This window comes from Mesorhizobium sp. P2_C7 (genome assembly GCF_056404515.1).
Genome location: NZ_JBFUDW010000018.1, coordinates 13,093 through 39,030 on the forward strand (window position 1 = coordinate 13,093; position 25,938 = coordinate 39,030).

At 62.4% G+C, this 25,938-nt stretch carries 29 protein-coding genes; 13 read left to right on the forward strand and 16 right to left on the reverse strand.

All coding sequences use genetic code 11. The annotated features are described in order from the left end of the window. Positions 1-116 precede the first annotated feature (116 nt). Both AC1D2G_RS29405 and AC1D2G_RS29410 read right to left on the reverse strand, forming a co-directional pair. Positions 117-1,307, reverse strand: a complete 1,191-nt coding sequence (locus tag AC1D2G_RS29405; protein ID WP_477307157.1) for a hypothetical protein — start codon at positions 1,305-1,307, stop codon at positions 117-119. 27 nt (positions 1,308-1,334) lie between these two features. Beyond that, the gene (locus AC1D2G_RS29410) at positions 1,335-1,679 is read right to left on the reverse strand and encodes a hypothetical protein (protein ID WP_477418466.1); all 345 of its coding nucleotides are present in this window, start codon (positions 1,677-1,679) and stop codon (positions 1,335-1,337) included. Here AC1D2G_RS29410 and parC point away from each other — a divergent pair. Next, positions 1,635-3,887, forward strand: coding sequence for a DNA topoisomerase IV subunit A (parC, locus tag AC1D2G_RS29415; RefSeq protein WP_095085765.1), 2,253 nt, complete (start codon positions 1,635-1,637; stop codon positions 3,885-3,887). The genes AC1D2G_RS29410 and parC overlap by 45 nt on opposite strands. 197 nt (positions 3,888-4,084) lie before the next feature. Next, positions 4,085-5,299, forward strand: coding sequence for an AI-2E family transporter (locus AC1D2G_RS29420; RefSeq protein ID WP_477418468.1), 1,215 nt, complete (start codon positions 4,085-4,087; stop codon positions 5,297-5,299). A gap of 70 nt (positions 5,300-5,369) precedes the next feature. On the opposite strand, the gene AC1D2G_RS29425 is transcribed toward AC1D2G_RS29420, so the two are convergent. The 3 genes from AC1D2G_RS29425 to AC1D2G_RS29435 all read right to left on the reverse strand — a co-directional run bounded on the left by AC1D2G_RS29425 (position 5,370) and on the right by AC1D2G_RS29435 (position 7,760). Beyond that, a complete protein-coding gene (locus AC1D2G_RS29425; protein WP_477418470.1) occupies positions 5,370-6,266 on the reverse strand; it encodes a DMT family transporter in 897 nt (298 codons plus the stop codon). A gap of 118 nt (positions 6,267-6,384) precedes the next feature. After that, a complete protein-coding gene (locus AC1D2G_RS29430) occupies positions 6,385-7,149 on the reverse strand; it encodes an arginyltransferase (RefSeq protein WP_477418472.1) in 765 nt (254 codons plus the stop codon). Positions 7,150-7,289: 140 nt separating this feature from the next. Beyond that, complete coding sequence (locus AC1D2G_RS29435) at positions 7,290-7,760, reverse strand: RDD family protein (protein WP_477418474.1); 471 nt, start codon at positions 7,758-7,760, stop codon at positions 7,290-7,292. A 210-nt stretch (positions 7,761-7,970) separates the two neighbouring features. Between AC1D2G_RS29435 and sthA the strand changes: the two genes are divergently transcribed. Beyond that, positions 7,971-9,359, forward strand: a complete 1,389-nt coding sequence (gene sthA / locus AC1D2G_RS29440; RefSeq protein WP_457153869.1) for a Si-specific NAD(P)(+) transhydrogenase — start codon at positions 7,971-7,973, stop codon at positions 9,357-9,359. 46 nt (positions 9,360-9,405) lie between these two features. Here sthA and AC1D2G_RS29445 read toward each other — a convergent pair whose 3' ends face one another. Continuing rightward, a complete protein-coding gene (locus tag AC1D2G_RS29445) occupies positions 9,406-10,068 on the reverse strand; it encodes an alpha/beta hydrolase (protein ID WP_477418476.1) in 663 nt (220 codons plus the stop codon). Positions 10,069-10,270: 202 nt separating this feature from the next. Between AC1D2G_RS29445 and AC1D2G_RS29450 the strand changes: the two genes are divergently transcribed. Beyond that, the gene (locus tag AC1D2G_RS29450) at positions 10,271-11,515 is read left to right on the forward strand and encodes an OpgC family protein (RefSeq protein ID WP_477418478.1); all 1,245 of its coding nucleotides are present in this window, start codon (positions 10,271-10,273) and stop codon (positions 11,513-11,515) included. A gap of 4 nt (positions 11,516-11,519) precedes the next feature. Here AC1D2G_RS29450 and AC1D2G_RS29455 read toward each other — a convergent pair whose 3' ends face one another. Further along, a complete protein-coding gene (locus AC1D2G_RS29455; protein ID WP_477418480.1) occupies positions 11,520-12,599 on the reverse strand; it encodes a LacI family DNA-binding transcriptional regulator in 1,080 nt (359 codons plus the stop codon). Between the two features lie 156 nt (positions 12,600-12,755). On the opposite strand from AC1D2G_RS29455, the gene AC1D2G_RS29460 reads away from it, so the two are divergent. Together AC1D2G_RS29460 and AC1D2G_RS29465 are read left to right on the forward strand one after the other, a co-directional pair. Then, complete coding sequence (locus AC1D2G_RS29460; RefSeq protein ID WP_477418482.1) at positions 12,756-12,899, forward strand: hypothetical protein; 144 nt, start codon at positions 12,756-12,758, stop codon at positions 12,897-12,899. Between the two features lie 58 nt (positions 12,900-12,957). Next, positions 12,958-13,107: a hypothetical protein gene (locus AC1D2G_RS29465; protein WP_457154530.1), complete on the forward strand. Its 150-nt coding sequence runs from the start codon at positions 12,958-12,960 to the stop codon at positions 13,105-13,107. A 120-nt stretch (positions 13,108-13,227) separates the two neighbouring features. On the opposite strand, the gene AC1D2G_RS29470 is transcribed toward AC1D2G_RS29465, so the two are convergent. After that, positions 13,228-13,602, reverse strand: coding sequence for a DUF423 domain-containing protein (locus tag AC1D2G_RS29470; RefSeq protein WP_477399058.1), 375 nt, complete (start codon positions 13,600-13,602; stop codon positions 13,228-13,230). Positions 13,603-13,644: 42 nt separating this feature from the next. After that, positions 13,645-14,901, reverse strand: a complete 1,257-nt coding sequence (locus tag AC1D2G_RS29475) for a multidrug efflux MFS transporter (protein WP_095085723.1) — start codon at positions 14,899-14,901, stop codon at positions 13,645-13,647. 168 nt (positions 14,902-15,069) lie between these two features. Between AC1D2G_RS29475 and AC1D2G_RS29480 the strand changes: the two genes are divergently transcribed. Both AC1D2G_RS29480 and AC1D2G_RS29485 read left to right on the forward strand, forming a co-directional pair. Beyond that, positions 15,070-15,735, forward strand: a complete 666-nt coding sequence (locus tag AC1D2G_RS29480) for a GntR family transcriptional regulator (protein ID WP_477418622.1) — start codon at positions 15,070-15,072, stop codon at positions 15,733-15,735. A 119-nt stretch (positions 15,736-15,854) separates the two neighbouring features. Further along, entirely contained in the window at positions 15,855-16,088 is a 234-nt protein-coding gene (locus tag AC1D2G_RS29485; RefSeq protein WP_244730396.1) for a DUF982 domain-containing protein, read from the forward strand. A 54-nt stretch (positions 16,089-16,142) separates the two neighbouring features. Here the strand turns inward: AC1D2G_RS29485 and AC1D2G_RS29490 are convergent, their stop codons facing one another. Both AC1D2G_RS29490 and AC1D2G_RS29495 read right to left on the reverse strand, forming a co-directional pair. Then, positions 16,143-16,295: a hypothetical protein gene (locus AC1D2G_RS29490; RefSeq protein WP_095085720.1), complete on the reverse strand. Its 153-nt coding sequence runs from the start codon at positions 16,293-16,295 to the stop codon at positions 16,143-16,145. Between the two features lie 403 nt (positions 16,296-16,698). Continuing rightward, a complete protein-coding gene (locus tag AC1D2G_RS29495; RefSeq protein ID WP_477418484.1) occupies positions 16,699-17,742 on the reverse strand; it encodes an aldo/keto reductase in 1,044 nt (347 codons plus the stop codon). 270 nt (positions 17,743-18,012) lie between these two features. On the opposite strand from AC1D2G_RS29495, the gene ppk2 reads away from it, so the two are divergent. Then, positions 18,013-18,933, forward strand: a complete 921-nt coding sequence (ppk2, locus tag AC1D2G_RS29500; protein WP_477418486.1) for a polyphosphate kinase 2 — start codon at positions 18,013-18,015, stop codon at positions 18,931-18,933. Between the two features lie 99 nt (positions 18,934-19,032). Here ppk2 and AC1D2G_RS29505 read toward each other — a convergent pair whose 3' ends face one another. The 4 genes from AC1D2G_RS29505 to AC1D2G_RS29520 form a co-directional block, all read right to left on the reverse strand. Next, positions 19,033-19,680 carry a dihydrofolate reductase family protein gene (locus AC1D2G_RS29505; protein ID WP_477418488.1) on the reverse strand — a complete coding sequence of 216 codons (648 nt, stop codon included), beginning with the start codon at positions 19,678-19,680 and terminating at the stop codon, positions 19,033-19,035. 204 nt (positions 19,681-19,884) lie between these two features. Beyond that, positions 19,885-20,916 (reverse strand): porphobilinogen synthase, encoded by a 1,032-nt coding sequence (gene hemB / locus AC1D2G_RS29510; RefSeq protein ID WP_477418624.1) that lies wholly within the window; start codon positions 20,914-20,916, stop codon positions 19,885-19,887. Positions 20,917-21,026: 110 nt separating this feature from the next. Next, on the reverse strand, positions 21,027-21,857 hold the full coding sequence (locus AC1D2G_RS29515; RefSeq protein WP_477418490.1) for a DUF2066 domain-containing protein: 831 nt from the start codon (positions 21,855-21,857) through the stop codon (positions 21,027-21,029). 3 nt (positions 21,858-21,860) lie between these two features. After that, on the reverse strand, positions 21,861-22,352 hold the full coding sequence (locus AC1D2G_RS29520; RefSeq protein WP_477418492.1) for a pyridoxamine 5'-phosphate oxidase family protein: 492 nt from the start codon (positions 22,350-22,352) through the stop codon (positions 21,861-21,863). Between the two features lie 188 nt (positions 22,353-22,540). Between AC1D2G_RS29520 and AC1D2G_RS29525 the strand changes: the two genes are divergently transcribed. The 4 genes from AC1D2G_RS29525 (at position 22,541) to AC1D2G_RS29540 (ending at position 25,348) form a co-directional block, all read left to right on the forward strand. Beyond that, on the forward strand, positions 22,541-23,584 hold the full coding sequence (locus AC1D2G_RS29525; RefSeq protein WP_477418494.1) for an enoyl-CoA hydratase/isomerase family protein: 1,044 nt from the start codon (positions 22,541-22,543) through the stop codon (positions 23,582-23,584). Next, positions 23,581-24,003 carry a DUF6163 family protein gene (locus tag AC1D2G_RS29530; RefSeq protein WP_095081139.1) on the forward strand — a complete coding sequence of 141 codons (423 nt, stop codon included), beginning with the start codon at positions 23,581-23,583 and terminating at the stop codon, positions 24,001-24,003. Before AC1D2G_RS29525 ends, AC1D2G_RS29530 begins: the two co-directional genes overlap by 4 nt. Positions 24,004-24,241: 238 nt before the next feature. Next, entirely contained in the window at positions 24,242-24,757 is a 516-nt protein-coding gene (ldtR, locus tag AC1D2G_RS29535; RefSeq protein WP_013896002.1) for a transcriptional regulator LdtR, read from the forward strand. A 189-nt stretch (positions 24,758-24,946) separates the two neighbouring features. Continuing rightward, complete coding sequence (locus tag AC1D2G_RS29540) at positions 24,947-25,348, forward strand: hypothetical protein (RefSeq protein ID WP_457153525.1); 402 nt, start codon at positions 24,947-24,949, stop codon at positions 25,346-25,348. Between the two features lie 28 nt (positions 25,349-25,376). Here the strand turns inward: AC1D2G_RS29540 and AC1D2G_RS29545 are convergent, their stop codons facing one another. Continuing rightward, entirely contained in the window at positions 25,377-25,910 is a 534-nt protein-coding gene (locus tag AC1D2G_RS29545; RefSeq protein ID WP_477418496.1) for a hypothetical protein, read from the reverse strand. Between the last annotated feature and the right edge of the window lie 28 nt (positions 25,911-25,938).

Here is a 25,938-nt window from a genome sequence, read left to right on the forward strand (position 1 = left end):
TCGCGCGCCTCGGGTGATGCTTTAAAGAACCGCCCGAACCGATTCTTTCGATTGCTAATCCCACAAAAAAGCCCGGCATCGCTGCCGGGCTTTTTCGCGTATCGGGGTCGCTTCGATCAGTCCTCGTTCGCCTTGACGGCGACGCCGAGCGTCTTCGGCAATTCGAGCGGGTTGGACATGGCGCCCGCCATGATCAGCGCGAACGGCACAGATGCCGGCGGTTCGGCCGAGATTTCGAGGCTCTTCGGATCGTCGAGATACTTGCCGACGGCCGCGGTCACCTGCGCCGTCAGTTCCGGATTGTTGAGCTGAGCCATGCCGAACGGCACGATCGCCTTGGCCTGGTTGGCGATGTCCTTGGCCGACATGCCTTGCTGCTTGCCGACATATTCCAGCACCTTGTTGGTCAGCGAATCGTCGTCGAAACGGATCGAGGCGCTGTTGAACGAAAGCTGCTGCAACAGGCCGAGCATGGCCATGCCTTGCGCCGAATTGTCGGCACCTTCGGGCTGTGCCGCCATCTTCTTCTGCATTTCCTGCAGCGACTTGATGAAGTCCATCGTGTAGCCGCCGAGGTCGAAGGTCATGCCGAGCGTGCCGGCGTTCTCGACGGAGATGTCGTATTTCGACAGTTCCATCTTGCCGTCCGTGGGCTGCCAGGTGCCGGCCATCTCGAGATTGCCCGCGATGTTCTGGTAGCCGAGCGCGTTGATGACTTCCTTGGACTTGGGGTCGTCGACCAGCGTCAGGTCGGCATTGAACTTTTCCGTGGTTGCGGTGAATTCCATCGCTTTACCGTCCGCCGGCGGCGTGATCTCGACGGCAAGTCCGTCCATCGAGAAGGCGGTCTTGTCGGCGACCTTGACGGTCATGTTTGAGAGTTCGGCCGACTTGTACATCATCAGCGAGCCCAGTGGACCGGTGGAGCCGTCGGCCGGAACCGTCATGCCGTGGATGACGAAGGGGCTGAGGTTGAGCGTGACGCCGTCCTTTGAGTGTTCGAATGCCGATGTCGACACGGTGGCGATATCATAGCCGCCGTTTGCCTCGGTCACGCCCTCGAGCTTGACGTCGCCGATGGGGAGCGCTTCCTTTTCCGCCGCCGGCTTGATTGCAACGCCCTGCAGCACCATGCTGGTGTTGTCGCCGGTCACGCCGGTCCAGGAGATGTCGACGCCCTGGGCGGAAAGTGCAGCCTTCAGCCGGTCGGCGACCGCTGCGTCCTGGGCGAGGGCCGCGTTCAGCGGCAGCGTGAGCAAAAAGGTCGAAAAGGCGAACTTCTGGAGAGTTGAGCGGTTGATTGTCATCGCAAGGTCCCTGAGAGTGTCCTGAAATTATTTTTCAATTCTTTGCGCCATCACCATTCCGTGACGAACTGGACGGGAAAAAGGCGTGTCCCGGCACAATGGTCGAAAATCACGGTGAAAGGCAAACTCGATCCCACCGTCTTTGCGCAAACCGGTGAATTTGTAATGAAGAGCCGGTTGCCTGATATCATCACGCTTGGCCATAGAGGCCTGATGTAACAGGCTGATGTTGGTCGACATCTCTTGGCCTGCGGTTTCATGTTGCAGAAGCGCCGGTACATCTGCCGGCCCCTTGCCGCGAATCACCCGCTCGGCTAGGTCCAGCCCATGGGAAAAAGGCTTTTGCCGCCTGAAAATGGCGGTGGCGATCATGTCGAACCGGTCGATCTGAAGAAGGCGCTGGAAGAGCGTTATCTGGCCTATGCGCTGTCGACCATCATGCACCGGGCGCTGCCGGACGTGCGCGACGGACTGAAACCGGTCCATCGCCGCATCATGCACGCCATGCGTCTGCTGCGGCTGAACCCCGACCAGGGCTTTGCCAAATGCGCCCGCATCGTCGGCGAGGTGATGGGCAAGTTCCATCCGCATGGCGACCAGTCGATCTACGACGCGCTGGTGCGGCTGGCGCAGGATTTTTCGATGCGCTACCCCCTGGTCGACGGGCAGGGCAATTTCGGCAACATCGACGGCGATAACGCCGCTGCCATGCGCTACACCGAAGCGCGCATGACCGATGTGGCGACCGAGCTGTTGTCCGGCATCACCGAGGATGCCGTCGACTACCGGCCGACCTACAATGAAGAGGACGAGGAGCCGGTGGTTTTGCCCGGCGCCTTTCCGAACCTGCTCGCCAACGGCTCGTCTGGCATTGCCGTGGGCATGGCGACATCGATCCCGCCCCACAATGCGGCCGAGCTTTGCGATGCGGCACTTCACCTGATCGAACATCGCGATGCGCCTGTGGCGAAGCTGATGGACTTTGTCCAGGGTCCGGATTTCCCGACCGGTGGCATCATCGTCGACAGCCGCGCCGCCATCCTCGAAGCCTATGAAACCGGGCGCGGCGGCTTTCGCGTCCGGTCGAAGTGGATCCAGGAGGATCAGGGCAGGGGCACCTGGAGCATCGTCGTCACCGAAATCCCCTACGGCGTGCAGAAGGCGCGGCTGATCGAGAAGATCGCCGAGCTCTTGATGGCGCGAAAGCTGCCGCTGCTCGAGGATATCCGCGACGAAAGTGCCGAAGACATCCGCGTCGTGCTGGTGCCGAAGAGCCGCTCGGTCGACCCGGGCATCCTGATGGAATCGCTTTTCAAGCTGACCGAGCTCGAAAGCCGCTTCCCGCTCAACATGAACGTCCTGTCGCGCGGCAAGGTGCCCAACGTCCTGTCTCTGAAGGGCGTGCTGCAGGAATGGCTCGAACACCGCCGCGACGTGCTTGTTCGCCGCTCGAAACATCGCCTCGGCGAGATCGAAAGACGGCTGGAGATCCTCGCCGGCTACCTGATCGCCTATCTCAACATCGACGAGGTGATCAGGATCATCCGCGAGGAGGATGAGCCCAAGCAGGTGATGATGGCCCGCTGGTCGCTCACCGACACTCAGGCCGAAGCCATCCTCAACATGCGGCTGCGCGCTCTGCGCAAGCTGGAGGAATTCGAGATCCGCAAGGAATTCGACGGTCTGAGCGCCGAGAAGAAGCAGATCGAAGCGCTGCTTGCTTCAAACGAAAAGCAATGGGCGACGATCAAGTGGGAAGTCACCAATATCCGTGACAAGTTCGGCCCGGAGACCGAGCTCGGCAAGCGCCGCACCCAATTCGCCGATGCGCCCGAACACGACCTGACCGACATTGCGCACGCCATGATCGAGCGCGAGCCTGTCACCGTTGTCGTCTCGGAAAAGGGTTGGCTGCGGGCGATGAAGGGGCATCTTGCCGATCTCTCGACGCTGACCTTCAAGGAGGGTGACAGCCTCAAGCTGGCCTTCCATGCCCAGACCACCGACAAGGTGCTGGTCTTCACCACCGGCGGCAAGTTCTACACCATCGGCGCCGACCGGCTGCCTGGTGGCCGCGGCCATGGCGAGCCGATCCGCATCATCGTCGACATGGACAATGACCAGGACATCGTCACCGCCTTCGTCCACGATCCGAAGCGAAAGCTTTTGCTGGCTTCGTATGACGCCAATGGCTTCATCGTGCCGGAGGAGGAAGTCGTCGCCAACACCCGCAAGGGCAAGCAGGTGATGAACGTCAAGGCGCCCGACGAGGCTAAGCGCTGCATTCCGCTCACTGGCGACCATCTCGCCATCGTCGGCGAGAATCGCAAGATGCTGGTATTCGCGCTCTCCGACATCCCGGAGATGGGACGCGGCAAGGGCGTTCGCCTGCAGAAATACAAGGACGGCGGCCTTCTGGATCTCAAGCCGTTCACGCTCGAGAGCGGCCTGTCCTGGCAGGATTCGGCCGACCGCACCTTCATCCGGTCGCGTGAGGAACTGGCCGAATGGATCGGCGCCCGTGCCTCTGCCGGCCGCATGGTGCCGAAGGGCTTCCCGAGGACAGGGAAGTTTGGGTAGCTGCTAATCTTCCCCTCGAGGGGAGATGTCGCCGAAGGCTACAGAGGGGTTGGTCGGCGTTTCATGCGCGGTGCCCCACTCTGGCGGCTGCCGGCCATCTCGCCCTCGCAGCTTCACCATCACCATTTGGACTATCGTCACGATTGCTGCACTATACCAGTGCATAAGCAGGAAAGGTGTTCGGGAGAAGCGGGCGTTTGAAGGAAGCAAAAATCCAGAAGCCGGAACAGCAGCAGCGCCTGTTCGGCCTGTCGACGCCGCTGCGATCGGCCGTCATTCCGCCGCTGTCGGCGGCGCGCTGGCTGCTGGTGCTGATCGTCGCCGCCGGTGTCTATTTCTTCCATGGCTTCCTGTTTCCGGTGCTGGCGGCGCTGGTCATCGCTTTTGCCAGCTGGCCGCTCTACCGGCGCCTGCTTGTCGCGGTTGGCGGCAACCGCACCATCGCCGCGACCTTTGCCATCCTGTTCATCCTTGCCTTCCTGGTGGTGCCGATCGCKCTTGCCGGCACCTACGCCATCAACGAGGTGCGCGAGTGGGTCGGCTGGGCGATCGAGACCAACCGGCACGGCGCCGTGACGCCGCACTGGATCGCCACCATGCCTGTCGTGGGCGAGTGGCTGAACGAGCAATGGACGACCAATTTTGGCCATCCGGGCGGCATTGGCGAATTGATCCAGCTGGTCAGCGGCGCCAACATCGGCAGCATCTATCGCGGCGTGCTGGCCGCCGGCGGCAGCGCCTTCGGCCTGCTCCTGACGCTGCTGTTCATGATGATCGCGCTGTTCTTCGCCTATCGCGACGGCGAGCACTTTGCCGGCCAGATCGACCGTCTCGGCGAGCGCATCCTGCCGGCGCGATGGGAGCGGATCTCGCGCGTCGTGCCGGCGACGATCTCCTCGACCGTGACCGGCATGACCGTCATCGCCATCGGCGAAGGGCTGGTGCTGGGCATCGCCTACTGGCTGGCCGGCGTGCCGTCGCCGGTAACGCTCGGCGCCCTGACCGGCGTCATGGCGCTCATCCCCGGCGGCGCACCGCTGTCCTTCACCCTGGTCTCGATCTACCTCGCCGCCAGCGGGTCGCCGATGGCCGGATTGGCGCTGTTCCTCTGGGGTGCGGTCGAGTTGTTCATCGTCGACAAGACGCTGCGCCCCAAGCTCGTCGGCGGACCGATAAAACTGCCCTTCCTGCCGACTTTTTTCGGCCTGATCGGCGGCGTCAAGACCATGGGGTTCCTCGGCCTGTTCATCGGCCCGGTGCTGATGGCCCTGTTGGTCGCGATCTGGCGCGAGTGGCTGCGCGAGGTGGAACTGACCGACGAAATCATGCCGGGTTCGCCGGTTGAAATCGAAGCTGGCCCGCAGATCGAGGTTCTGCCTGAACCCAGCGTGGTGAAGAAAGCCAGCGCCTGATTCGATCCGGCTCGCGTTGAGGGATGTTGAGTTTCAGGTTAGGCCGGCATGACCTGAATATCGACATACCTTAGGCCGGGTGATGCACCGCAAGGTCACTACGGCGCTTGCGTCCGTCGTGCAGTTGCCACAGCGAATGCGCGATCAGCGTGACGATCAGGATCACGCCGCCGATCAGGCTGTTACGGGTCGGTGTCTCGGCAAAGATCATCCACACCCAGACCGGCGCCAGCACGGTTTCGAGCAGGTAGAACATCGCCACTTCGGGGCCTGAAATGTATTTCGGACCGTTGGCGAGGCAGAAGAACGAGATCGGCATGATGACGGCGCCGTTGAAGATGATCCACCATGGCGCATTGACCTGAAAACCTTCGCCAGTGACCATGAAAGCCGCCAGCGCCAGCGGCAGAAGGACGCCGACCAGAGCCGTGAATCCCATATCCTTACCGCTGGCGTGCGAGATGGTGATGGCGACCGCGATGAAGAATGCCGAGCACAGCGCCATGAAATCGCCGAACAGGTGCCCGGTGCCGACCGAGCCGCCGACGATGACCAGGACGCCGAGGATCATGACCAGCATCGCCACGATCGTCACCAGCCGTGGCTTCTCGTTCAGGAATATCCAAGACAGCAACGCGGCGAAAACGGGGTTGAAGGCCAGGATGAACACCAGGTCGGCGGTCGAGGTGTGGAAGACGGCGGTGACGAAGGTGATCGAGGTCAGCCCGTAGCAAATCGCCACGACAAGGCCGGACCAGCCGGGGATGAGTTGCGGGGCGCTCCGGCTGAGCGCGCGCCAGATCGACCAGATGATCATGGCCGCGACGAAGGTGGTGCCGGTGCGCAGCAGCAGGATCGTCCATGCGCCGCCGTCGGCGAGCCGGATCAGCGGAATGTCGACGGTCAGCGTCAAGCCGCCGATGGCGGTGATCAGAAGGCCCTTCTGGTGGTCGTTGTGGGAGGACATGCAGCAACTTTCGCAATGAAATGCAGGTGGACCGGCGCAATGGCGCACTCTCCAGCCAAGCGGCTGAAAGACCAGCATCCCCCGCCTTGAAACAGTTATGGGTGGATCGTGGGAAAACTCAGCGTAAAACCGCTTCGTTGGTGTAGCGCTCCCAGCCTTTCGGGCCGAGATGCTCCTGCGGCATGAAGCGCATCTTATAATTCATCTTGCGCGAGCCGTTGACCCAGTAGCCGAGGTAGACATGGGGCAGGCCCATGGCCCTGGCGCGGGCGATATGATCGAGGATCATGAACGTGCCGAGCGAACGATCCTCGAAATCGGGATTGAAATAGGAATAGACCATCGACAGGCCGTCGGCCATCTTGTCGGTGAGCGCCACCGCGATCAGTTCGCCCTGTCCCTTGCCGGTGATGAAGGTGTCGGGCCCGCGCCGCCGGTACTCGATCACCTTGGTGTCGACATGGGTGTCCTCGACCATCATGGCGTAGTCGAGCACCGTCATGTCGGACATGCCGCCACGGCGGTGGCGGGCGTCGAGGTAGCTGCGAAACAGCGAATACTGTTCGGTCGAGGGCTCGGCATTGTGCATGTGGCCGACGAGGTCGGAATTGTGCTGCAGCACCCGCTTCATGTTACGGCTGGCGCTAAATTCCTGGGCGAGGATGCGTACCGAAACGCAGGCGCGGCAGCTCTCGCATGCCGGCCTGTAGGCGATGTTCTGCGAGCGCCGGAAGCCGCCTTGCGTCAGCAGGTCGTTCATCTCCGCCGCCTTGTCGCCGACCAGATGCGTGAACACCTTGCGCTCGAACTGGCCGTCGAGATAGGGGCACGGCGATGGCGCGGTCAGGAAGAACTGCGGCGACTGGGTCGGATGCTGCGTCATCGAGCCTTGGAAACACTCCTTCGAATCGCTCTACCTTTGGCGCGGATGGCGAAAAATTCAACAGGATTGTGAGGGCGTGGTTGACTAGACGCCTTCACATTTACACTCAATCGGCCGTGACTGCTCTTGAGAGGGCCGTTTCAGCGGTCGGTGCGGCTGACCACAGTGCCGAGCAAAAGGTCGTGCAGCGTGCGCTTGCGATCGGCAAACAAGGTCACCAGAAGGACCAGCGGCGACAGGATGACGTTGCCGGCCCAGAACAGCACCGAATGGACGACGGCGGTCAGACCGTCGATCGGCCTGCCATCGACCCGGTCGAGCCGGATGCCCATCAGCTTCATGCCCGTGGTGGCCTGGTCGGCACTGCCCAGCGTGTTCCAGATGTAGAGGATGGCGACGGCCGGCACCAGGGCGCCAAACAGCATCCAGCCAAGACCAAGCGTCAAAAGGCCGAGGAAGAATACCAGGATGGCGAACGGAATGGTGAGCAGCGCGACGATGATATAGTCGATCACGAAGGCTAGGATGCGCCGCGTGCGCACCCCGTCATAGGCCCTGACATCGTCGAGCCTGGTCGGGATGATTTCGCCGTCAAGAACGCGCGCGTTCATGTCATTTCCTCGTAACAAGGCCCGACATAGGGTGCGAGCCGCTCGGTAATGAAATGGTGAAGGCCCGCGGCGGAATCAAGATCGAGCTTTTTGCGGCGCGCAAGACCCGAGCGGCACGAGACGCAATCCGAATCGGTTGAATTTGCGGCGCGGATGGCATTAGCTTGCTGCGGCGCAACAAAGCGCTCAGGGGCAGAGGGACGGGGCACTATGGACTACGACATGCTGGTCATCGGCAGCGGTCCCTCGGGGCGGCGCGCTGCGGTGCAGTCGGCCAAGCTCGGCAAGTCGGCGCTGGTGGTCGACCGCGGCCGGCGTCTTGGTGGCGTCTCGGTGCATACCGGCACCATTCCATCGAAAACGCTGCGCGAAACGGTACTCAACCTCTCGGGTTGGCGCGAGCGCGGCTTCTATGGGCGCGGCTACCGGGTCAAGCAGGATATTTCGGTCGGCGATCTTGTCGAGCGCCTGCACAAGACCCTCGACCACGAGGTCGAGGTGCTGCAGCACCAGTTCATGCGCAACACGGTCAAGAGCGCCCGCGCCGACGTGAAGTTTCTTGGCTCCAACAAGGTCAGCCTGACCACCGACACCGGCGACTACAGCGAGGTTGGTTTTGCCAACGCGCTGATCGCGGTCGGCACAAGGCCGCACAGGCCGCGCGATGTGCCTTTCGACAGGACCCGAATCTTCGACAGCGACGAGATGCTGGAGCTCGACCGTTTGCCGCGTACGCTGACCGTGATCGGCGCCGGCGTCATCGGGGTCGAATATGCGACGATCTTTTCCGCGCTGGACGTGCCGGTGACATTGGTCGAGCCGCGCAACTCTATCCTCGATTTCGTCGACCGCGAGATCGTCGACGATTTCATCCACCAGATGCGCGATCGCGGCATGACGATCCGGCTGGGCAGCGCGGTGAAGGAAATCCGGTCCAAACCGGACGCCGCCGAGGTCGAACTGGCCGATGGCCGTACCATTCGCTCCGAGGTGGTGCTCTACGCCGCCGGCCGAACCGGCAATGTCGGCAGCCTGGGGTTGGATATCGTCGGCATCGAAGCCGACTCAAGGGGGCGGATCAAGGTCGATCCGCAGACCTTCCAGACCAGCGCGCCCAACATCTACGCCGCCGGCGACGTCATCGGCTTTCCGAGCCTGGCCTCGACCTCGATGGAGCAGGGCAGGGTGGCGGCCTGTCATGCTTTCGGCGTGCCCTTGCCGCCGCCGCCTGAAACCTTTCCCTATGGCATCTATGCGGTGCCGGAAATCTCGACGGTCGGCCAGTCCGAGGAACAGGTGCGTGAAAGTGGGGCCGCCTATGAGGTCGGCGTGGCGCGTTTTCGCGAGACCTCGCGCGGCCACATCATGGGCGTCAATACCGGCTTTCTGAAGCTGTTGTTCTCGATCGAAACGCGCCGGCTGCTCGGTGCGCACATCATCGGCGAGGGCGCCACAGAGCTCATCCACATTGGCCAGGCGGTGATCAATCTCGGCGGCACCGTCGACTTCTTCGTCAACAACACCTTCAACTATCCGACGCTCGCCGAAGCTTACAAGATCGCCGGGCTGGATGCCTGGAACCGGATGGGGCGAGGGTAGGCTGGTCGGCGCCGTCGGCATGCTGGTCAGCAACGGCAGCCAGCAGCTAGGCGGCCGTTGCCGTCACCGCGTTCAGCCATTGCCTTGCGATTGCCGCGTCGGCGCTGCCGAATTCATGACCCGATGGAACAATCCTCGCGTCGAGGTCGGCGCCATGTTGGCTGAGCAATGTCACCAGAGCCGGCGCGAAGGGCGCGTAGGTAAGGTCGGCAGCACCGGCGACGATCAGCACCCGCACGCTTGACAGATCCGTAGCCGGCACGTCATCGAGCACCGGCATCGGCCGCAACAGCGCGGCGCGTTCGACGAGGCCCGGATGCAGCAGCATCAGGCTCGAAAGCAGATTGGCGCCGTTCGAATAGCCGAGAAAGATCGTGCGGGAGAGGTCGAGATTGTGGCGTGTGGCCACATTGGTGACGAAGCCCGCAAAAGCGTCGGTTTCGGTGCGGATGCTGTGCTGTTCGAAGCGCGTCGGTGTGATCCGCGCGAACCAGCGGAAACCATCCTCCTGGACGATGCGGCCGCGCACGGCGACCAGCGTGGCGTGCGGCGCGATCGCTCGTGCCAGCGGCACCAATGTCGTCTCATCGACACCCGACCCATGCAGCAGGAAGAAGCATTGACCAGTTGAATCCGCCGGCTTGTAAAGGCGGTGGCAGAAGGCGAGATCACGCCGTAACGCACCATCTTGTGAGGTCTCTTCGGTCATGGCCTCATCCTTTTGATTTCATGACGGTTCCGGTCAGTTTGCCGGCTTCAAAACGCAATATTTTCAAGCTCCGCGAAAGTTGATTGAACCGGGCGCATTACTGTCCGTTTCTTCGCCGATATCATTCCTATGGGAGGAATCGAAGCGGTGCGCCGGGGGTCGCATTGCCGGCATGAACAACCAGCTTTGAGGCCTTTTGTCGATGACCACCCAACTTTCCCCGGACCGCGGCACGCGTGTCCCCGATCGCGGCACGCGTATCGCGGACCGCGATACGCGTGTCTCGGAGCGTGACACGCGCATAGATGTGCTTCGCGCCCTCGCTTTGCTGACCATCTTTGTCGACCACGTGCCGGGTACCGCCTTCGAGTATCTGACCTACAAGAATTTCGGCTTTTCAGACGCGGCAGAGGTCTTCGTGCTGATTTCCGGAATCTCGGTCGCGCTCGCCTATGGCAAGAAATTCCAGCCTGGAAACCGGCTCCTGGCAACGTTGAAGCTGTGGCGCCGTGCTGGCGTGCTCTATGCCGCCCACATCGTTACCACCATGGTGGTGATGGCGATCTTTTGCGCGGCGGCGGTGTTCGCCCGCCGACCGGAGCTGTTGACGATGATCAACATCGAGCCGTTGATCAAGAATACGCCGCAAGTGCTGGTCGGCATCGTGACGCTCGGCCATCAGCTCGGCTACAACAACATCCTGCCGGTCTATGCGGTGCTGCTCCTGCTGGCGCCGGTCTTCCTGCTCTTCGTCAGCTACCGGCCATTGCCGGCGCTGGTCGCATCCGGTGCGCTGTGGCTGGTCGCCGGGATCTACCAGATCGCGCCGCCGAACTATCCCGAGCCCGGCTTCTGGTTTCTCAACCCGCTGTCGTGGCAGTTCCTGTTCAACATCGGCCTGGCAGGCACGCTGCATGTGCGTCGCGGTGGCACCATCCCGGTCAATCGCTGGCTGGTTGGCGCCGCTTTGGCCTACACCATCACGGCGCTGGTCTGGGTGCACAGTCCGCTCTGGGGGCAGATCTCCTGGCTGGGCCTGCCTCCGGTGCTGACCGGCTTCGACAAGACGTTCCTGGCACTGCCGAGGCTGCTGCATATCCTGGCGGTGAGCTACCTGATCGTGGCATTCCCCGCCGTCTCGAACCTCTTCCGCACCGGGCGCGATCATCCGCTTGCCATATTGGGCAAGCGATCGTTGCCGGTTTTCATTGCCGGCACGGTGCTCGCCCTGACGGCGCAGGTGCTGAAGCTGATCAACCCGGGCGGGCTGGCCTATGACAGCCTGTTGATTGCCGCCGGCATCGCCATGCAGTTTGCGCTTGCCTACTATCTCGAATGGCTTTCGAGCCTTGGCAGGGCCGGGAAAAGCAGACCGGCTCAAAACGCCGCACTGCCGGTCCAGGCGTCCTTCGTCATGTCGTCGATGGCAACAAGAATGGGGCGTTGAGGCGTCAGGCGGGCGAGGGGCCGGATGAGGCCCGCACCACGAGGTCGACCGGCAGCGATTGCCGACTGAATGTGCCGTCGTTTTCGAGGATCGCCTTGACGGCAAGGCGGCCCATCTCGGCGATCGGCTGGACGATTGTGGTCAGCGGCGGCTTGGAGACCGCCCCTTCCGGGACGCCGTCGAAGCCGACGATCGAAACGTCGCCCGGGACAGTGATGTCGTGCTGGCGCAGCCAGTCCAGCGTATGCAAGGCGATCCTGTCCGACATTGCCAGGATGGCGGTCGGTGTCTCGGCGCCGGCAAAAATATGGTCGAGGCCCGCCCAGACGCTCTCCTCGTCATTGACGGTTTCGTAGATCGGCACCTTCGAGACGTCGAGGTCGACGCGCGAGAGTTCGGCGAAGTAGCCGCGCAGGCGGTCGCGCGTCCCGGAATAGAGGGCCTTCTCCACCTGCGCCTGCGTGGTCGGGCCGAAACCGGCGTCGGCACAGGGCAGGGCAAGCACGGCAAATCGACGATGCCCAAGCTCGGTCAGATGGCGCGCCGCGAGACCGGCGCCGGCGATGTTGTCGACACCGATCGCCGCGACCGCCCCGTCGTCGTCCGAATCAAGATCGAGTGCGACAAACGGGAGTTTGCGTTCGCGCGCCAGTTCGACCAGCCTTGAGCCGCCTTCGATGCAGAAGACGATGAAGCCGTCGACCAGCGCGCTCTGGATGTTCCAGGCGAGCTGTTCGTTGTTGGCGGCGGAGACCAGCGAGATCCCCGCACCAGTCGCGTCGCAAGCCTGCGAGATGCTGGCCATCATGACCCGGGCGAAAGGGTCGTTGAAGAAATAGGACAACGGTTCTGCGGTCGCGACACCGATGGCATTGACCTTGCCGGCGCGCAGCAGCCGACCCTTGGGGTCGGGTCCGCCATATCCCATTGCCTCCGCTGCCGCCTTGACCCGTTCGCGGACCTCCTCGCGCACGATCTCCGGGCGGGCGAACACGTTGGACGCGGTGCCGTGCGACACGCCGGCCGCTTTGGCAATGTCTGCCAGCCGGACCGGTCTTGTCTTTCCAGAGCTCAATGGGGCCATCTTCGTCTCCTGAATTCATCCCATCTAACACTTTCGTTGGATCGGTTCAAATTCTGCCTTGAACAACGACCCGGCGAGGTGCATCTTTGAATCGATCCAAAGGAACAAAGGTCCATATGATTGGATCGATTCAATCTCAGGAAAGGGAGATGTGTCATGCATCCCGTCAACTATCTCTTCCAAGACATCTACCGCAACGACTGGAGCATCGGTTCGACCGCCACGAAACAGAGGCGCCACGAGAGTGCCAGCCCATGGGTTCGCGAACTGCGGTTCTTCGCCGAGCGCAGACGGAGCTGATCGGGATAGCTTTTTCTTGCACCGGTTGGATCGATTCAAATCTTGAAAGGAGTGCATCATGCACCCCGTGAGCTATCTGTTCGAAGACATCTACCGCAACTACTGGGGCATCGCGCCGGCGTCCAAACGGCCGGAGAGGCGTCTACTGGCGAAGCTGCGGCGGCACGGTCGCGAAGTGCTCGATAAGCCCGAGCGCCGGCAGGATTGATCGATCGACAAACGCGGTGTGACAGGAACGCGTCGGTTTTCGCGAATAGGACCGTCCCGGGCAGTGCGCCCGGAGACGTCGCCCCCAGAGACAGCGATAAAGGCTGCTGGTCCAGCCTGGTCAGGAACGTGTGCGCACCAGCGCCGAGCCAGCGATCACAAGCCAGCCGGCGATGAGCAAGGTGCCGCCGATCGGCGCCGACAGCGGGAACAGCCGCGAACCGAGGAAATCGCGGGCCAGCAGGTCGCCGCAGAACAACAGCAGCCCAACCAGCAGGATCAAGCTGCCGATGCGCAGCGTCCGGTTCGCGCCAAGCAGTCCGGTCGCGAGGAAGACCGGCGCGTGCATGAGCAGGAAGGATGCGGCAGTGCCGACAAAGGCACCGCCCAGATGCGCCGCCGCGGCCGACAGCGCCACGCCGGCGGCGCCACAGAGGCCGCCGGCCAGGACGAGGATCCGGCCGCTGTTGACGGAAGATTGCTCGGCCGTGCTCATGTCTCGGGCTCCGTGACGTTCAAGGCAAGCGACCCAATTCGGTCAGGGCTTGCCGGCATTGGCGAGCATGTCCTGCTCGCGGCGCGATTGCGCCAGCCAGTTATAGACCGCGCCGCCGGCCATCAAGATGGATGTGCCCAGAAACACCGAGCGCATGCCGAAATGGCCGCCGGCAAATCCGCCAAGCAAGGGGCCGGCGACCTGTCCGACATATTGAGCAGAGATCGAGAGCCCTAGCACATTGCCGCCGACGCCATCGGGAACATTGTGGCGGATAACGCTGGTGATGCAGGGCAGGAGCCCGCCCAGCGCCAGGCCCATCAGGAAGCGCAGGCCGATCAGTTGCCAGCTCTGCGTGACGAAGGCCTGCGGAATCAGCAGCAGCGCCGAGACGGCAAGCGCGCCGATGATGACGTTCCAATGGCCGATGCGGTCGGCGAGCTTGCCGAGGCGTGAAGCCGACAGGATGGCGCCAAGCGCCGCCGCCGACATGACGACGCCGGAGATCAGCGTGACGCGGCTCTGGTCTTCGATCAATTGCTGCACATAGACGGTGATGATCGGCTCGATCGACATGGTGGCGAAACTCAACAGCATGCCGGTCGCCAGCATGGCGATGACAGGCCGTTTGTCGGGGATTTGTGCCCAGCCGCCTTTCGGCTTGCCCTTCGATGCGGCGTCCGTCGCTTTCGGCCGGGGGTTCTCCTTGATCAGAAACGTGGTCGCCAGGAATGCCAGGAAGATGACGCCGCCGGACAGCAGGAACGTGGCGCGGATGCCGATCAGCGGCGGCAGGGCGCCACCAACCAGCGGGCCGACCAGTGCCCCACCGGTGATACCCGCCGACAGCAGGCCCAATGCCCAGCCCGAACGCTCCTTGGGCGTCTGCATGGCAACCAGGATGGTTGATCCCGAGGAATAACCGCCGGCAAAACCGATCAGCAGCCGCAGCAGCACCAACTGCCAGACGGTCTGGACCATGCCGGTCAGCGACATGCATATGGCCATGCCAAAGCTGGCGCGAACCAGCATCACCTTGCGGCCGTAGCGGTCGCCGAGACGTCCCCACAGCGGCGCCACAAGTGCCGCCGCGAAAAAGGTCGCGCCATAGGCGATCCCCGACCATTGCACGATCGCCGCGTGGCCTTCAGCGCCGAGCTGCTCGATATAGAGCGGCAGGAACGGTAAAAGCAGCGTCATGGCGATAAGTGTCGAGAACGAACCGGCAAAGCACACGAACAGATTGCGCCGCCAATGGATGTTGTAGGTGCTGTCGGTCGGCGGGGGCGTGTTCTGCATATTATGCGTCCTGTCCGAGCAATGCCGTGTTGGTGGTTGCTGCGGATACCGTTTTGGGATACCAAGATGGTATCCGTCATGGACGCAAGCATGGGTGCTGTCAATGCGACCCTCTCAAACGTGATCGGAAAAAGCGGCCAGCCAACGGTCAGAAAAGCGGGAATGACAATGTCGCAGATGCAGAGCGTCGAAAAACAGCTTCGCCAGATGATCCTGGGCCTCGAGATCGGTCCCGGCGAGAAACTGACCGAGCGCTGGATCGAAAGTCGCTTCGGCGCCTCGCGAACCCCGGTCAGGGCCGCGCTGCTGCGGCTCGAGACCGAGGGCCTTGTCGGCAGGGACGGGCGTGGCTGGACGGTGTCGCCGATCAACCTGGCCGAGCTCGAGCAGATCGCCGTCTATCGGGAGGCGGTCGAGGTTGCAGCCCTTCGCCTGACATGTGCCCTGACGGATCGCAGCGCGGTCGATGTCATCGAGGCGATGCTCGACTCCTGCGATACCGACACGCCACGCGAGGAATGGCATCGTATCGGCATGGATTTCCACATCGAGCTGGCGCGCCTGTCAGGCAATGAATTCCTGTTCAGGGCGGTCCGTGATGCCATGACGCGCCTGTCGCGGGCTCGTTGGCTGGAGGTTCGCGACGAGGCCGCCCTTGCACGCGCCTGGGCCGAACATCGCGCCATTCTGGCCGCGGCACGCCTCGGCGACGCCGATCAGGCCGCGCGCCTGCTTTCGGCCCACATCGTCGGCAGCCGCGACCGGCTGGTGACGTCGCTCGCCAATGACCGGCGCGGTCTTCGCGCCAGGGGTTTTGCTGTCATCGCCGCCTAAGGCATGCGGTCCGCGCCGCGCAAAAGGCGACGTCCGGGCGCGCCGTGCACTTTCGGCCTCGCTTCGCGGACACCGATGGCGTAAGAGCGGCGATGGAAAACAACCGATTTGAAACACCCGTGACCGTCAAGTCAGTCACGGCGGGGAGCACTCAGCTCTTGCGTACGGCTCGTGAGGCTTCCGATTACCTGCTCAACAGCTGGCCCGGAAAACGCAGCCCCAAGCATCGCGCGGCCCTGCAGGCCTGTCACGATGCGCTGGCCGGCGACAAGCCGGCGATGAACGCCAGGCGCGCCTTCATTGCGGCGGCGCGCGAAGTGGACGTCTTCGTCAGCGACAAGGCCCCGGCCTGATCCAAGGCGACAATCTGGAATGAGGCACGGCCCGCATGCGCGGGCCTTTTGCCGTCACTTTGCCGTTTCGGTTTCGGTTTCAGTCTCGTCTTCGGGCTTCGAACGCTCGCGTGCGGCAACCTTGGCCGCCAGCTTTTCAGCCTTCTTGGCCGCCTTCTGGCGGTCGCGTTCCTTGCGTTCCTGATCGTAGTTTGGTGGTCGCGCCATATCGGCTCCTTTTTCACTGCCTTGCGGCTCTGACCCTGCCTAGGAGCATTAGCCGTCAAACACAACAGCTGAAGCGATCGTGCCCGGCCGTTCGCGTCGATGATGGCCCGGGCTTGCAAGATGCACGGGACAATGGTGTAGGGGGCCGGGGCGCCAACGTATCGCGACCGCGCGTTCGTTTTGATCAAGTGAAACCATGGCCACCATACAACGAACGACGCCAAGGGTTCTTTATTATGCGCGAAACGTCGTGCGCGATATCGCTCCGCAGGCGCCTTTCCGCCGGCGGCCTTGTGGGTCGCCTCGAAAAGCCCGGCGATCGAGCCTGATGCCGAGGTCTGGCGCTATATCACGGGTTAAGTGCGGGCTTCGTCCGCCGAGCCCCGCCGCAACCCTCCCGTGGTCACACGCCGCTGCGGTCAATCACCAGGTCGGCGGGACCAAAACGGTCCTTTGCCGTCAGTTGCTGGTGCCAGTAGGGATAGAGCAAGGGTGGCCGGCTGACCGTGTCTAGGCGGTCACGCTCTTCGCCGGTCAGCACCAGGCTTGCCGCGGCGATGTTGTCGCGGAACTGCGTTTCGGTCCTGCCGCCGATCACCAGCGAACTGACCGCCGGCCGGCCGAGCAGCCACGCCAGCGCCACCTGCGCCGCCGACACGCCGCGCTGCGCGCCGATCTCGACAAGAACATCGACGATCCGCCAGAGGCGGTCCTCGTCGCGGATCGGCGGTTCCGACCAGCCGGCAAGCTGGCGGGCAGTCGGGCTGTCGCGGCGGTATTTGCCGGACAGCAATCCGCCGGCAAGCGGGCTCCACACCAGCACACCCAGCCCCTGGTCGACCGAAATCGGCAGCAGTTCATATTCCGCTTCGCGCGCTTCCAGCGTGTAGTGGATCTGCTGGGTGACGAAGCGCGGCTGGTGATGGCTGTCGCTGATGCCGAGCGCCTTCATCACCTGCCAGCCGGAATAGTTGGAGCAACCGACATAGCGGACCTTGCCCTGGGCAACCAGCGTGTCGAGCGCGGCGATGGTTTCCTCGAGCGGTGTCGTACCGTCCCATTCGTGCAGGAAGTAGATGTCGATGACATCGGTCTTCAGCCGCTTCAGGCTCTTCTCGCATTCGCGGATCAGGTGATAGCGCGACAGGCCTTCATCGTTGGGGCCATTGCCGATCCGCATCCGCGCCTTGGAGGCGATCAGCACGTCGCCCTTGCGCTTGCCGCCGAGCGCCTCGCCGATGATCTCTTCAGAGACGCCGTTCGAATAAACATTGGCGGTGTCGATGACATTGATGCCGGCATCGATGCAAAGATCGATCATCCGGCGCGCCTCATCGAGGTCGGTCTTTCCGACAGCCGAAAATGCGCCGGCACCGCCGAAGGTCATGGTGCCCATGGTCAGGGTCGAAACTTTCAAGCCGGAACGGCCGAGGGTGCGGTATTCCATGTCAGTCCTCGCGATTTGTTGTTGAAAGGCAGTGCCCGGGCGGGCCTGCCACATTTGTAGGACAATTCGAGCCGCTTGTCGCCATGCCACGACGATGGATCGATCATGCCTCGCGGAATTTGCAGTGGTGGTAGTCTCGCCCCAGGCTGCAATAAAACCGTCATTGCCGGCCTATATTGAAGTCGGCTCAGGTGTTGCCGCTCCGGGACGCAGGCCAGGGGTTGGGGCGCCGGACGTGGATCGACAGGGCTTGCAAGCGGAGCAGTTGATATGACCGAGCTAAAACAGAATTCTCCTGCAAGGGACTGGCTTGAGGCCGAGCTCGCCGACACGCTCGACGAGGACTATGAGCTCGAAATGTCGGAGCCGGCGCTGTCGATGGAGATCGCCAAGATCTACAAGAACTCGCATCCGCCATCGATCGATCGCATGCAGTATTTTCGCGACCTGATCACCTTGCAGTCAGAGCTGATCAAACTGCAGTCCTGGGTCGCCTATCACAAGAAGAAGCTGGTGGTGATCTTCGAGGGCCGCGACTCCGCCGGCAAGGGTGGCGTCATCAAGCGCATCACCCAGCGGCTCAATCCGCGCATCTGCCGCGTCGTCGCACTCCCGGCACCGACCGAGCGCGAGAAGTCGCAATGGTATTTCCAGCGCTATGTGCCGCATCTGCCGGCCGGCGGCGAAATCGTGCTGTTCGACCGCTCCTGGTACAACCGCTCCGGTGTCGAAAGGGTGATGGGTTTTGCAGAGCCCGATCAGGTCGAAGAATTCTTCCGCGACGTGCCGGAGTTCGAGCGCATGCTGGTCCGCTCGGGCGTCACCGTGGTCAAATACTGGTTCTCGATCACCGACGAGGAGCAGCAGATGCGCTTCCTGATGCGCATCCATGATCCGATGAAGCAGTGGAAGCTGTCGCCGATGGACCTGCAGTCGCGCGTGCGCTGGGAGCAGTATACCAAGGCCAAGGAAGAGACCTTCGCCCGCACCAACATTCCCGAGGCGCCCTGGTTCATAGTCGAGGGCAACGACAAGAAGCGGGCGCGGCTGAACTGCATCGACCATCTGCTCAAGCAGTTGCCGTATGAAGAGGTGCCGCACGAGGAGATCATGCTGCCCGAGCGCGTCTTCAATCCCGAATACGAGCGCCAGACGCTGCCGCGCGAACTCTACGTGCCTGAGAAGTATTGACTGTCTTGGGGTTGCTAAATCTCCCCCTCTCGTGGGGGAGATGTCCGGCAGGACAGAGGGGCACGCAAAGGATCGCGGCGTAGGCTACGCGTCTGAAACCTAAGCCCGCTTGACGATCACATGCGTGGCGAGTGCTGTCGCCACCTGCTCGCTGCACTGATAGCCAAGCTTGGGCATGTCCAGGCCGGCAAAGAGATTCTCGCCCGCACCGAGCAGCAGCGGCGAGATCGCCAGATGCATCTCGTCGATTAGTTTCTCCTGGAGATATTGCCGGATGGTGGCGACACCGCCGCCAACCCGCACGTCCCTGCCATCCGCCGCCGCCTTCGCCTGTTCAAGCGCCGAATGGATGCCGTCGGTGACGAAGTGGAAAGTAGTACCGCCCTCCATCGTGATCGGCGCCCGCTCGTGGTGGGTCAGCACGAAAACCGGCACATGGTAGGGTGGGTTATCACCCCACCAGCCCTTCCAGCTATCGTCAGGCCATTCGCCCCGAATCGGCCCGAACATATTGCGGCCGAGGATCCAGGCGCCGACATTCTCGAAGCTTCGCGCTGCAAAGTCCTCGTTGGTGTCGGTGGTGCCGCCCTCCTGTCCGAGCACCATCTTGCGGAAGGTGCGGGTGTCGACAAACCATTTATGCAGATATTCGCCACCGACGCCGAGGGGATTTTGCAGAGTCTGATCGGGACCGGCTCCGTACCCGTCGAGCGACAGTGTGAAAGCATTGACGCGAAGTTTGGACATGAAAGCCTCCTCCATAACCAGTTGCGCAAAGGAGTAGCAAACTGATTGCGAAATGCAAGCGGTTTTTGTGAGTGCAGCAAGCCCCAGGCGATTGATCCAACGACCTTCGCTCGGGCTCCCGTCCGGAAGCCAGAAACTGTTGATGGATATCGAGGAGGTCGCCGGCGTTGCCCGCCGCGACCGGCCATCGGTGGGAAGAGAAAACTATCCCTTCAGCATCGTTGCCACGTCGGGCGCGAAATAAGTCAAAATGCCGTCGCAGCCGGCGCGCTTGAAGGCGAGCAAGGATTCCAGCATCGCCTTCTCGCCATCGATCCAGCCATTGGCGCTGGCGGCCTTGATCATCGAATATTCGCCTGACACCTGGTAGGCGAAGGTCGGCATCTGGAATTCATCCTTCAGCCGCCGGATGATGTCGAGATAGGGCAGGCCGGGCTTGACCATCAGCATGTCGGCGCCCTCGGCGATGTCCTGTTCGGCCTCGCGCACCGCCTCGTCGGAATTGGCGTGGTCGATGTAATAGGTCTTCTTGTCGCCCTTGAGCAGGCCGGCGGTGCCGACCGCCTCACGATAGGGACCATAGAAGGCCGAGGCGAACTTGGTCGCATAGGACATGATCGCCACGTCCTGGAAACCATTGGCATCGAGTGCGTCGCGGATGGCGCCGATGCGGCCGTCCATCATGTCGGACGGCGCGATGATGTCGGCGCCGGCTGCCGCCTGGATGACGGCCGCGGCGGTCAGCTGTTCCACCGTCTCGTCATTGACGATGATGCCGTCGCGCAGGATGCCGTCATGGCCATGGCTGGTGAACGGATCGAGCGCGGCATCGGTTATGATGCCGATCTCAGGCACCGCGTCCTTTATCGCCCGGGTGGCGCGGTTGATGACGTTGTCGGGGTCGAGAATGTGCGAACCGGTCTGGTCGCGTAGCGAGATATCGACATTGGGGAAGGTGGCGAGTGCGGGAATGCCGAGCTTTGCCGCGCGTTCGGCCTCCTTGACGGCGAGATCGATCGACAGGCGGAAGACGCCCGGCATGGCGGCGATAGGCTCGCGCACTTGTCTGCCGTCGACGACGAAGATCGGCCAGATCAGGTCGTCGACCGTAAGCCGGTTCTCCTGCACGAGGCGGCGCGACCAGTCGGCCTTGCGCATGCGGCGCAAGCGGCGGCTGCCGGTGATGTCATCGACGCTGCGCGTGCCGGCTGGCTTTGCCGGTGTGAATTTGTTCATCGCCGTCGGGGTGAATTTGTTCATCGCCAAAACTCTCGTTCGGCGGCTTTTACCACGAGCCCTTGCCGCTGACCAATGCGACACGTTTGTGCCAACGATCAGGTCGAGGTCTATTCAGGTTGCCCATTGCCCGACAGGATCTGCGCCGCGCCCCTCATGGCGACGCGGAAAGCCTCGTCGAAGGAAACGCCGCGCACCTGCCAGGTGTAGGTCTTGCCGGCCATGGCCAGCCGCCAGTCGGCAATCCAGCCGAACTCCTTGTCGCTCCACACGATGCTGCCGGAGAGTGCCTGATCGGCGCCGGCCTTCTTCGCGGTTGTGTCCAGCACTGCCATGTCGGCGTCGCGCAGCGTCCTGTCGTCCAGTCCAGCCTGCGACAGCAGCGCTGCGGTGGGAAAAGTCACCCGCATGGCGAGCGGCGCAGCGGCATTGCTGAACGATTCGCGCATCAGCACGCCGCGCTCGTCATCGGCATCGAGCGCGAAATGCCTGATGTCGCGCTCGGCCGCCAAAAACACCGCCAGCCGTGGCCGCTCGGTCAGCCACGGCCTGCTGCCGAGCGAGGCCAGCACCGGATCGATCACCGCCGGCCTGTACTGGCAATAGAGATTGTGAGGCCGGTCATACGTGCCCTGATCGTCATGGTTGGGGATGCCTTCCATGCGGTCGCGGTAGCGGAAGCTGGCGACGAAGCTGCCGGCCTTGTCGCGCAGTGCCGTCATCTCCGGTTTCGCCGGCAGGCGCTGATCGCCGGAAACCCGGACCAGGACCGCGTCGAGGCAGAACTTGAAGCCGACCTCGCGATGCTTTTCATACTTACCGTTGACGATGGTCTGCGACTGATAGAGATCCTCGAGATCGGCCGCCCTGGCCAGGCCATTGATGGCCCAGAAGGTCAGCAGGCCACCCAGAACAAGTGCGAGGCGCAAAAACTGCGGCATGGCTCACCGTTCGCTTCTAGACCCGTCGTCGATATATGGCGGCCATGCAAGGTCAGGGCCGGTTCTGAAGAACGATGCGTTGTTGGTGAAAATGCTGGCTGGGGCAAGCCTGATCATGCGCCCGTCTGGATGTTCGATCTGGGCCACGTTGTCGATGAACCACTCGTTCCAGCTTGCTTCGGGGCCGAGATATTTGTGAAGGAGCCGTTTGAAGCGGTCTGGCGACATCGGTTCGATGGTTGCGGTGCCGCGCAGTCCGAGGTGCAGCAAGATGCCGCCATTGTTGTCGAAGTGAACAATTTCCACCGCGCAGCGCGGGTCTCTTTCAAGATGCTTTACCGCGCTTCCATCCGATGACCCGAGAAGCCAGATCGCACCGTCCTCCCAGATGAACCACACTGGCGCGTTGCGCGGCGCGCCGTCCGCGCTGACGGTCGCCAAATTCGCCATCAGCGGGCGACTGAGAACATCGTCCGGGTCGAACTCTCGCGGCATCGGCAAATAATCTCCCAATAGGCTCACAAACGGATGGTTGCACCATTTGGCCGCGACGCAAAGGATGGCGCCTTGCCTCTCTTGAAATGCAAACTGACCCGACACCGACCGGGCTTGGCATTGACGCACCCATGCGCCACGCTTTAGCACTTCAATCCCGGCGGGCGCGGGGGAGGGATTCTTTCACGATGGATTTTGGCGGAGGCGACGAGATCCGCTTCGAACATCTGGGCCGGGCCGGCGTCGTCACATTGACGCGGCCGCAGGCCCTCAATGCCGTCACGCACCGCATGATCCGGGCGCTCGACGCTGCTCTTTGCGCCTGGGAGACCGACCAGGGCGTCGATGTCGTTATCGTCAAGTCCGAGGGCAGGGCGTTTTCGGCGGGCGGCGACATCCTGCATATCTACGAGGCTGGCCGGGCTGGAAAGCCGCCGGTCGAGTTCTTCGCCGACGAATACCGGCTCAACGCCCGTATCAACAGCTTCAAGAAACCTTACGTCGCGCTGATCGACGGCATCGTCATGGGCGGCGGCGTCGGCATCTCCTTCCACGGCTCGCACCGGGTGATGACCGAAAATGCCCAGTTCGCCATGCCGGAAGTCGGCATCGGCTTTTTCCCGGATGTCGGCGCCAGCCATTTGCTGCCCGATCTCGGCGGCTCCTTCGGCATGTATCTGGCGTTGACCGGCAATCGCATCCGCTACGGCGACGCGCTGTGGTCAGGGCTCGCCACCCACACCATCAAGGCCGCCGACCAGGGCGGCTTCCTCGACCGGCTGACGCTGACCGGCGATCCGGAATCGGTGTTGCGCGGTTTCTTCGTCCAGGCAAAACGGGAAACCGACAGGCCGACGCTGGAGGCGATCGTCCGTCATTTTTCGCAACCATCCCTCAAGGCTGTCATCGACAGCCTTGAACAGGCGGCAGGCGCCGACGAGTTCGCGGCCAAGACGCTGGCGACGATCCGGACGCGTTCGCCGACCAGCCTGCGCGTCGCCTGGCGCCAGATCAGCGCCGGGCTGACCATGTCCATGGACGCCTGCATGAAGATGGAGTTCCGCATCCTCAACCGGATGCTGGCCGGCCACGATTTCTACGAAGGGATCCGCGCCGCCATCATCGACAAGGGCTCGAAGCCGCAATGGCGGCCGGCGAGCCTCGGCGCGGTCAGCGAGGCGGACGTCGACGCCTATTTCGCCTCGCTCGGCGACCGGGAGCTCGACCTGTGAGCGAGGTGACCTCCAGACGCGTCGTGCTGCAGCCCTCGGGCGTTGAACTGATCTTCGCCTGGTTCCAGCGCGTCGTCGCCGGCTACTGCCTGCTGTTCGGCATTCTCTACTGGATCAGGCTGATCGGCTTCTATCCGGGCTCGTTGTGGCGCTTCGACCTGATGCCGGTGCACTGGCAGGTGGCGGCGGTGATGCTTGCCGTGTTTTTCCCCTTCGCCGCGGCCGGCCTGTGGATGCTGGCGTCCTGGGGGCCCGTGATCTGGTTTATCTGCGCGGTGACCGAGACGGTCATGTATGCCGGTTTTCCCGAGCTTTTCGGCCACCGCATGCTCATCGTCGTCTCGCATGCGGTCGTGGCACTGCTTTATATCGCTTTCCGCGTGATCATCTGGCTGCAGAAACGACCGGTGCGGCACTAACCCCTTGAGCCCATTGGCGCCCTGGCGGCTGCCTCAATTCGGCCCCGCAATTGTTGGCTAAATCTTTAGGTTAATTATCCTTACTCGGGAGACCGTTCGTTAAGCCTCTTTCGAAACCTCTTACCGGTAAGCTCTTGTTAGCCCTAGCGTTTAAGTCGAATTTTATGAGTATTCGATAGTGTCGCGATCAAGGTGAAAAACAAAAAATCACCAGGGCGACAAACGAGAGGCAAAGACAATGATCAATTCGCGTCCGGCGGCGAAGACCGCCAACGTATCCGACGACCGCCGCGAGGCTATCCGCTCGCTGTACATGGAATCGCTGCAGCTTGTAGAGCGGCTGCACCGCCGCCTGCTTGACGTGATCAAGGACGAGTTCGACCGCAACGGCCGCTCCGATATCAATGCCATCCAGGCGCTGCTGCTGTTCAACATCGGCAATTCGGAGCTGACCGCCGGCGAGCTGCGTTCGCGCGGCTACTATCTCGGCTCCAACGTCTCCTACAATCTGAAGAAGCTGGTCGATCTCGGCTTCATCAACCACCAGCGCTCGCGCATCGACCGCCGGTCGGTCCGCGTCTCGCTGACGCCGAAGGGCAACGAGGTGGCGGACGTCGTCGCCGGTCTTTATGAGCGCCATGTCGGCTCGATCGAGCAAGTCGGCGGCATCAACACCGACGAGTTCAAGCAGATGAACCGCGCGCTGCAGCGGCTCGATCGCTTCTGGAACGACACAATCGCCTACCGGATGTAAGCCGGCGCATCGGATCTGGCCCGCGCCACAGAAGCGCGGCCGAAATGTCGACCTCTGGTCAAGGCCGGTGCCGAAAGGCATCGGCCCTTTTCTTTTCCTGATTCCGAAGCCCAGGCGCCCGGTCGACACTAGTCCGCCAGGTTTGCTTTCGCCACAGCAGTGCCTAATGTCACGGCCCGGAGGGGGCGCATGATGGGTTTGGGAAAACGCTCGAAGATCTGCTCGGTTGCCGCAGTGCTTTTGTTGGTCCCGCAAATGGCTTTTGCCGAGGAGTGGTGGAAGGATTCTTTCGCCTCGGAAGGCAGCGCTCCGTGTGACAACAATGACTCGATCGTGACGTTTACCGACAAGGCAGTCGAGATGTGGGAGGTCGGCTGCACATTGGACAAAATTCAGAAGATCAACCGCCTGGATGTCGTCATCCTGGACATGTCGTGTACGGATGGTGAAAGCACAGACAAGAGGCGGGAACTGTTGCTCAAACTGGAGGATAACAAGGTTCTGCGCTATCCCCAGCATGAGGTGTTGCAAAGATGTTCGGAATTGAAGGCGCAGCCAAGTCCGGCCCCAAATGTTGAAAATCCGCACTGAGATCGTGAGATAGTCAGCCCAGATAGGATCACGGCTTCAGCGGGCAGAATTTCTCGTGGAAATAGGCAAGCGCCTGTTCGGCGTGGCCGGGCTCGCCGAAGAACGGACCGATTGCTTCGGGCTCGCGCGTCAGGTCGCAGCTGCCCTCGGTGTCGGTCGTGCATGTCTTCACCAGCCCCTTCAGCGCGATGGTTGCCGGCGGATTGTCGAACGACAGGCCGTTTACGCCGCCAAGCCGCAGTTCGTAGCTCAGGCGGTAGTAGATGGCGCCGTCCTCCTCGAACTGCTGTTCGGCTCTGTAGGTGCAATCATCCAGCCGGGTCACGATGAACCTCAGCGTTTCGGTTTCGTCGCCGACCTCGTTCGGGCCAGTGCTGGTGAAGACCGCCGGCGATCGGGAAACCTGCTTCAGCGGTTCGTCGGTCTGCTGCCCGTATTTGGGGATCGCGCCCTGTTCCAGGCCATGCACGAAATAGGCAACCGTTTCCTCCGGCGTCGGGGTGCGGTCGTTCGGACCTGCGGCCAAGGCGAAGGCCGCGACGATAGAAAGGACACCAGGCATGGTCTCGTTCCTCGCGTTGGACTAGCTT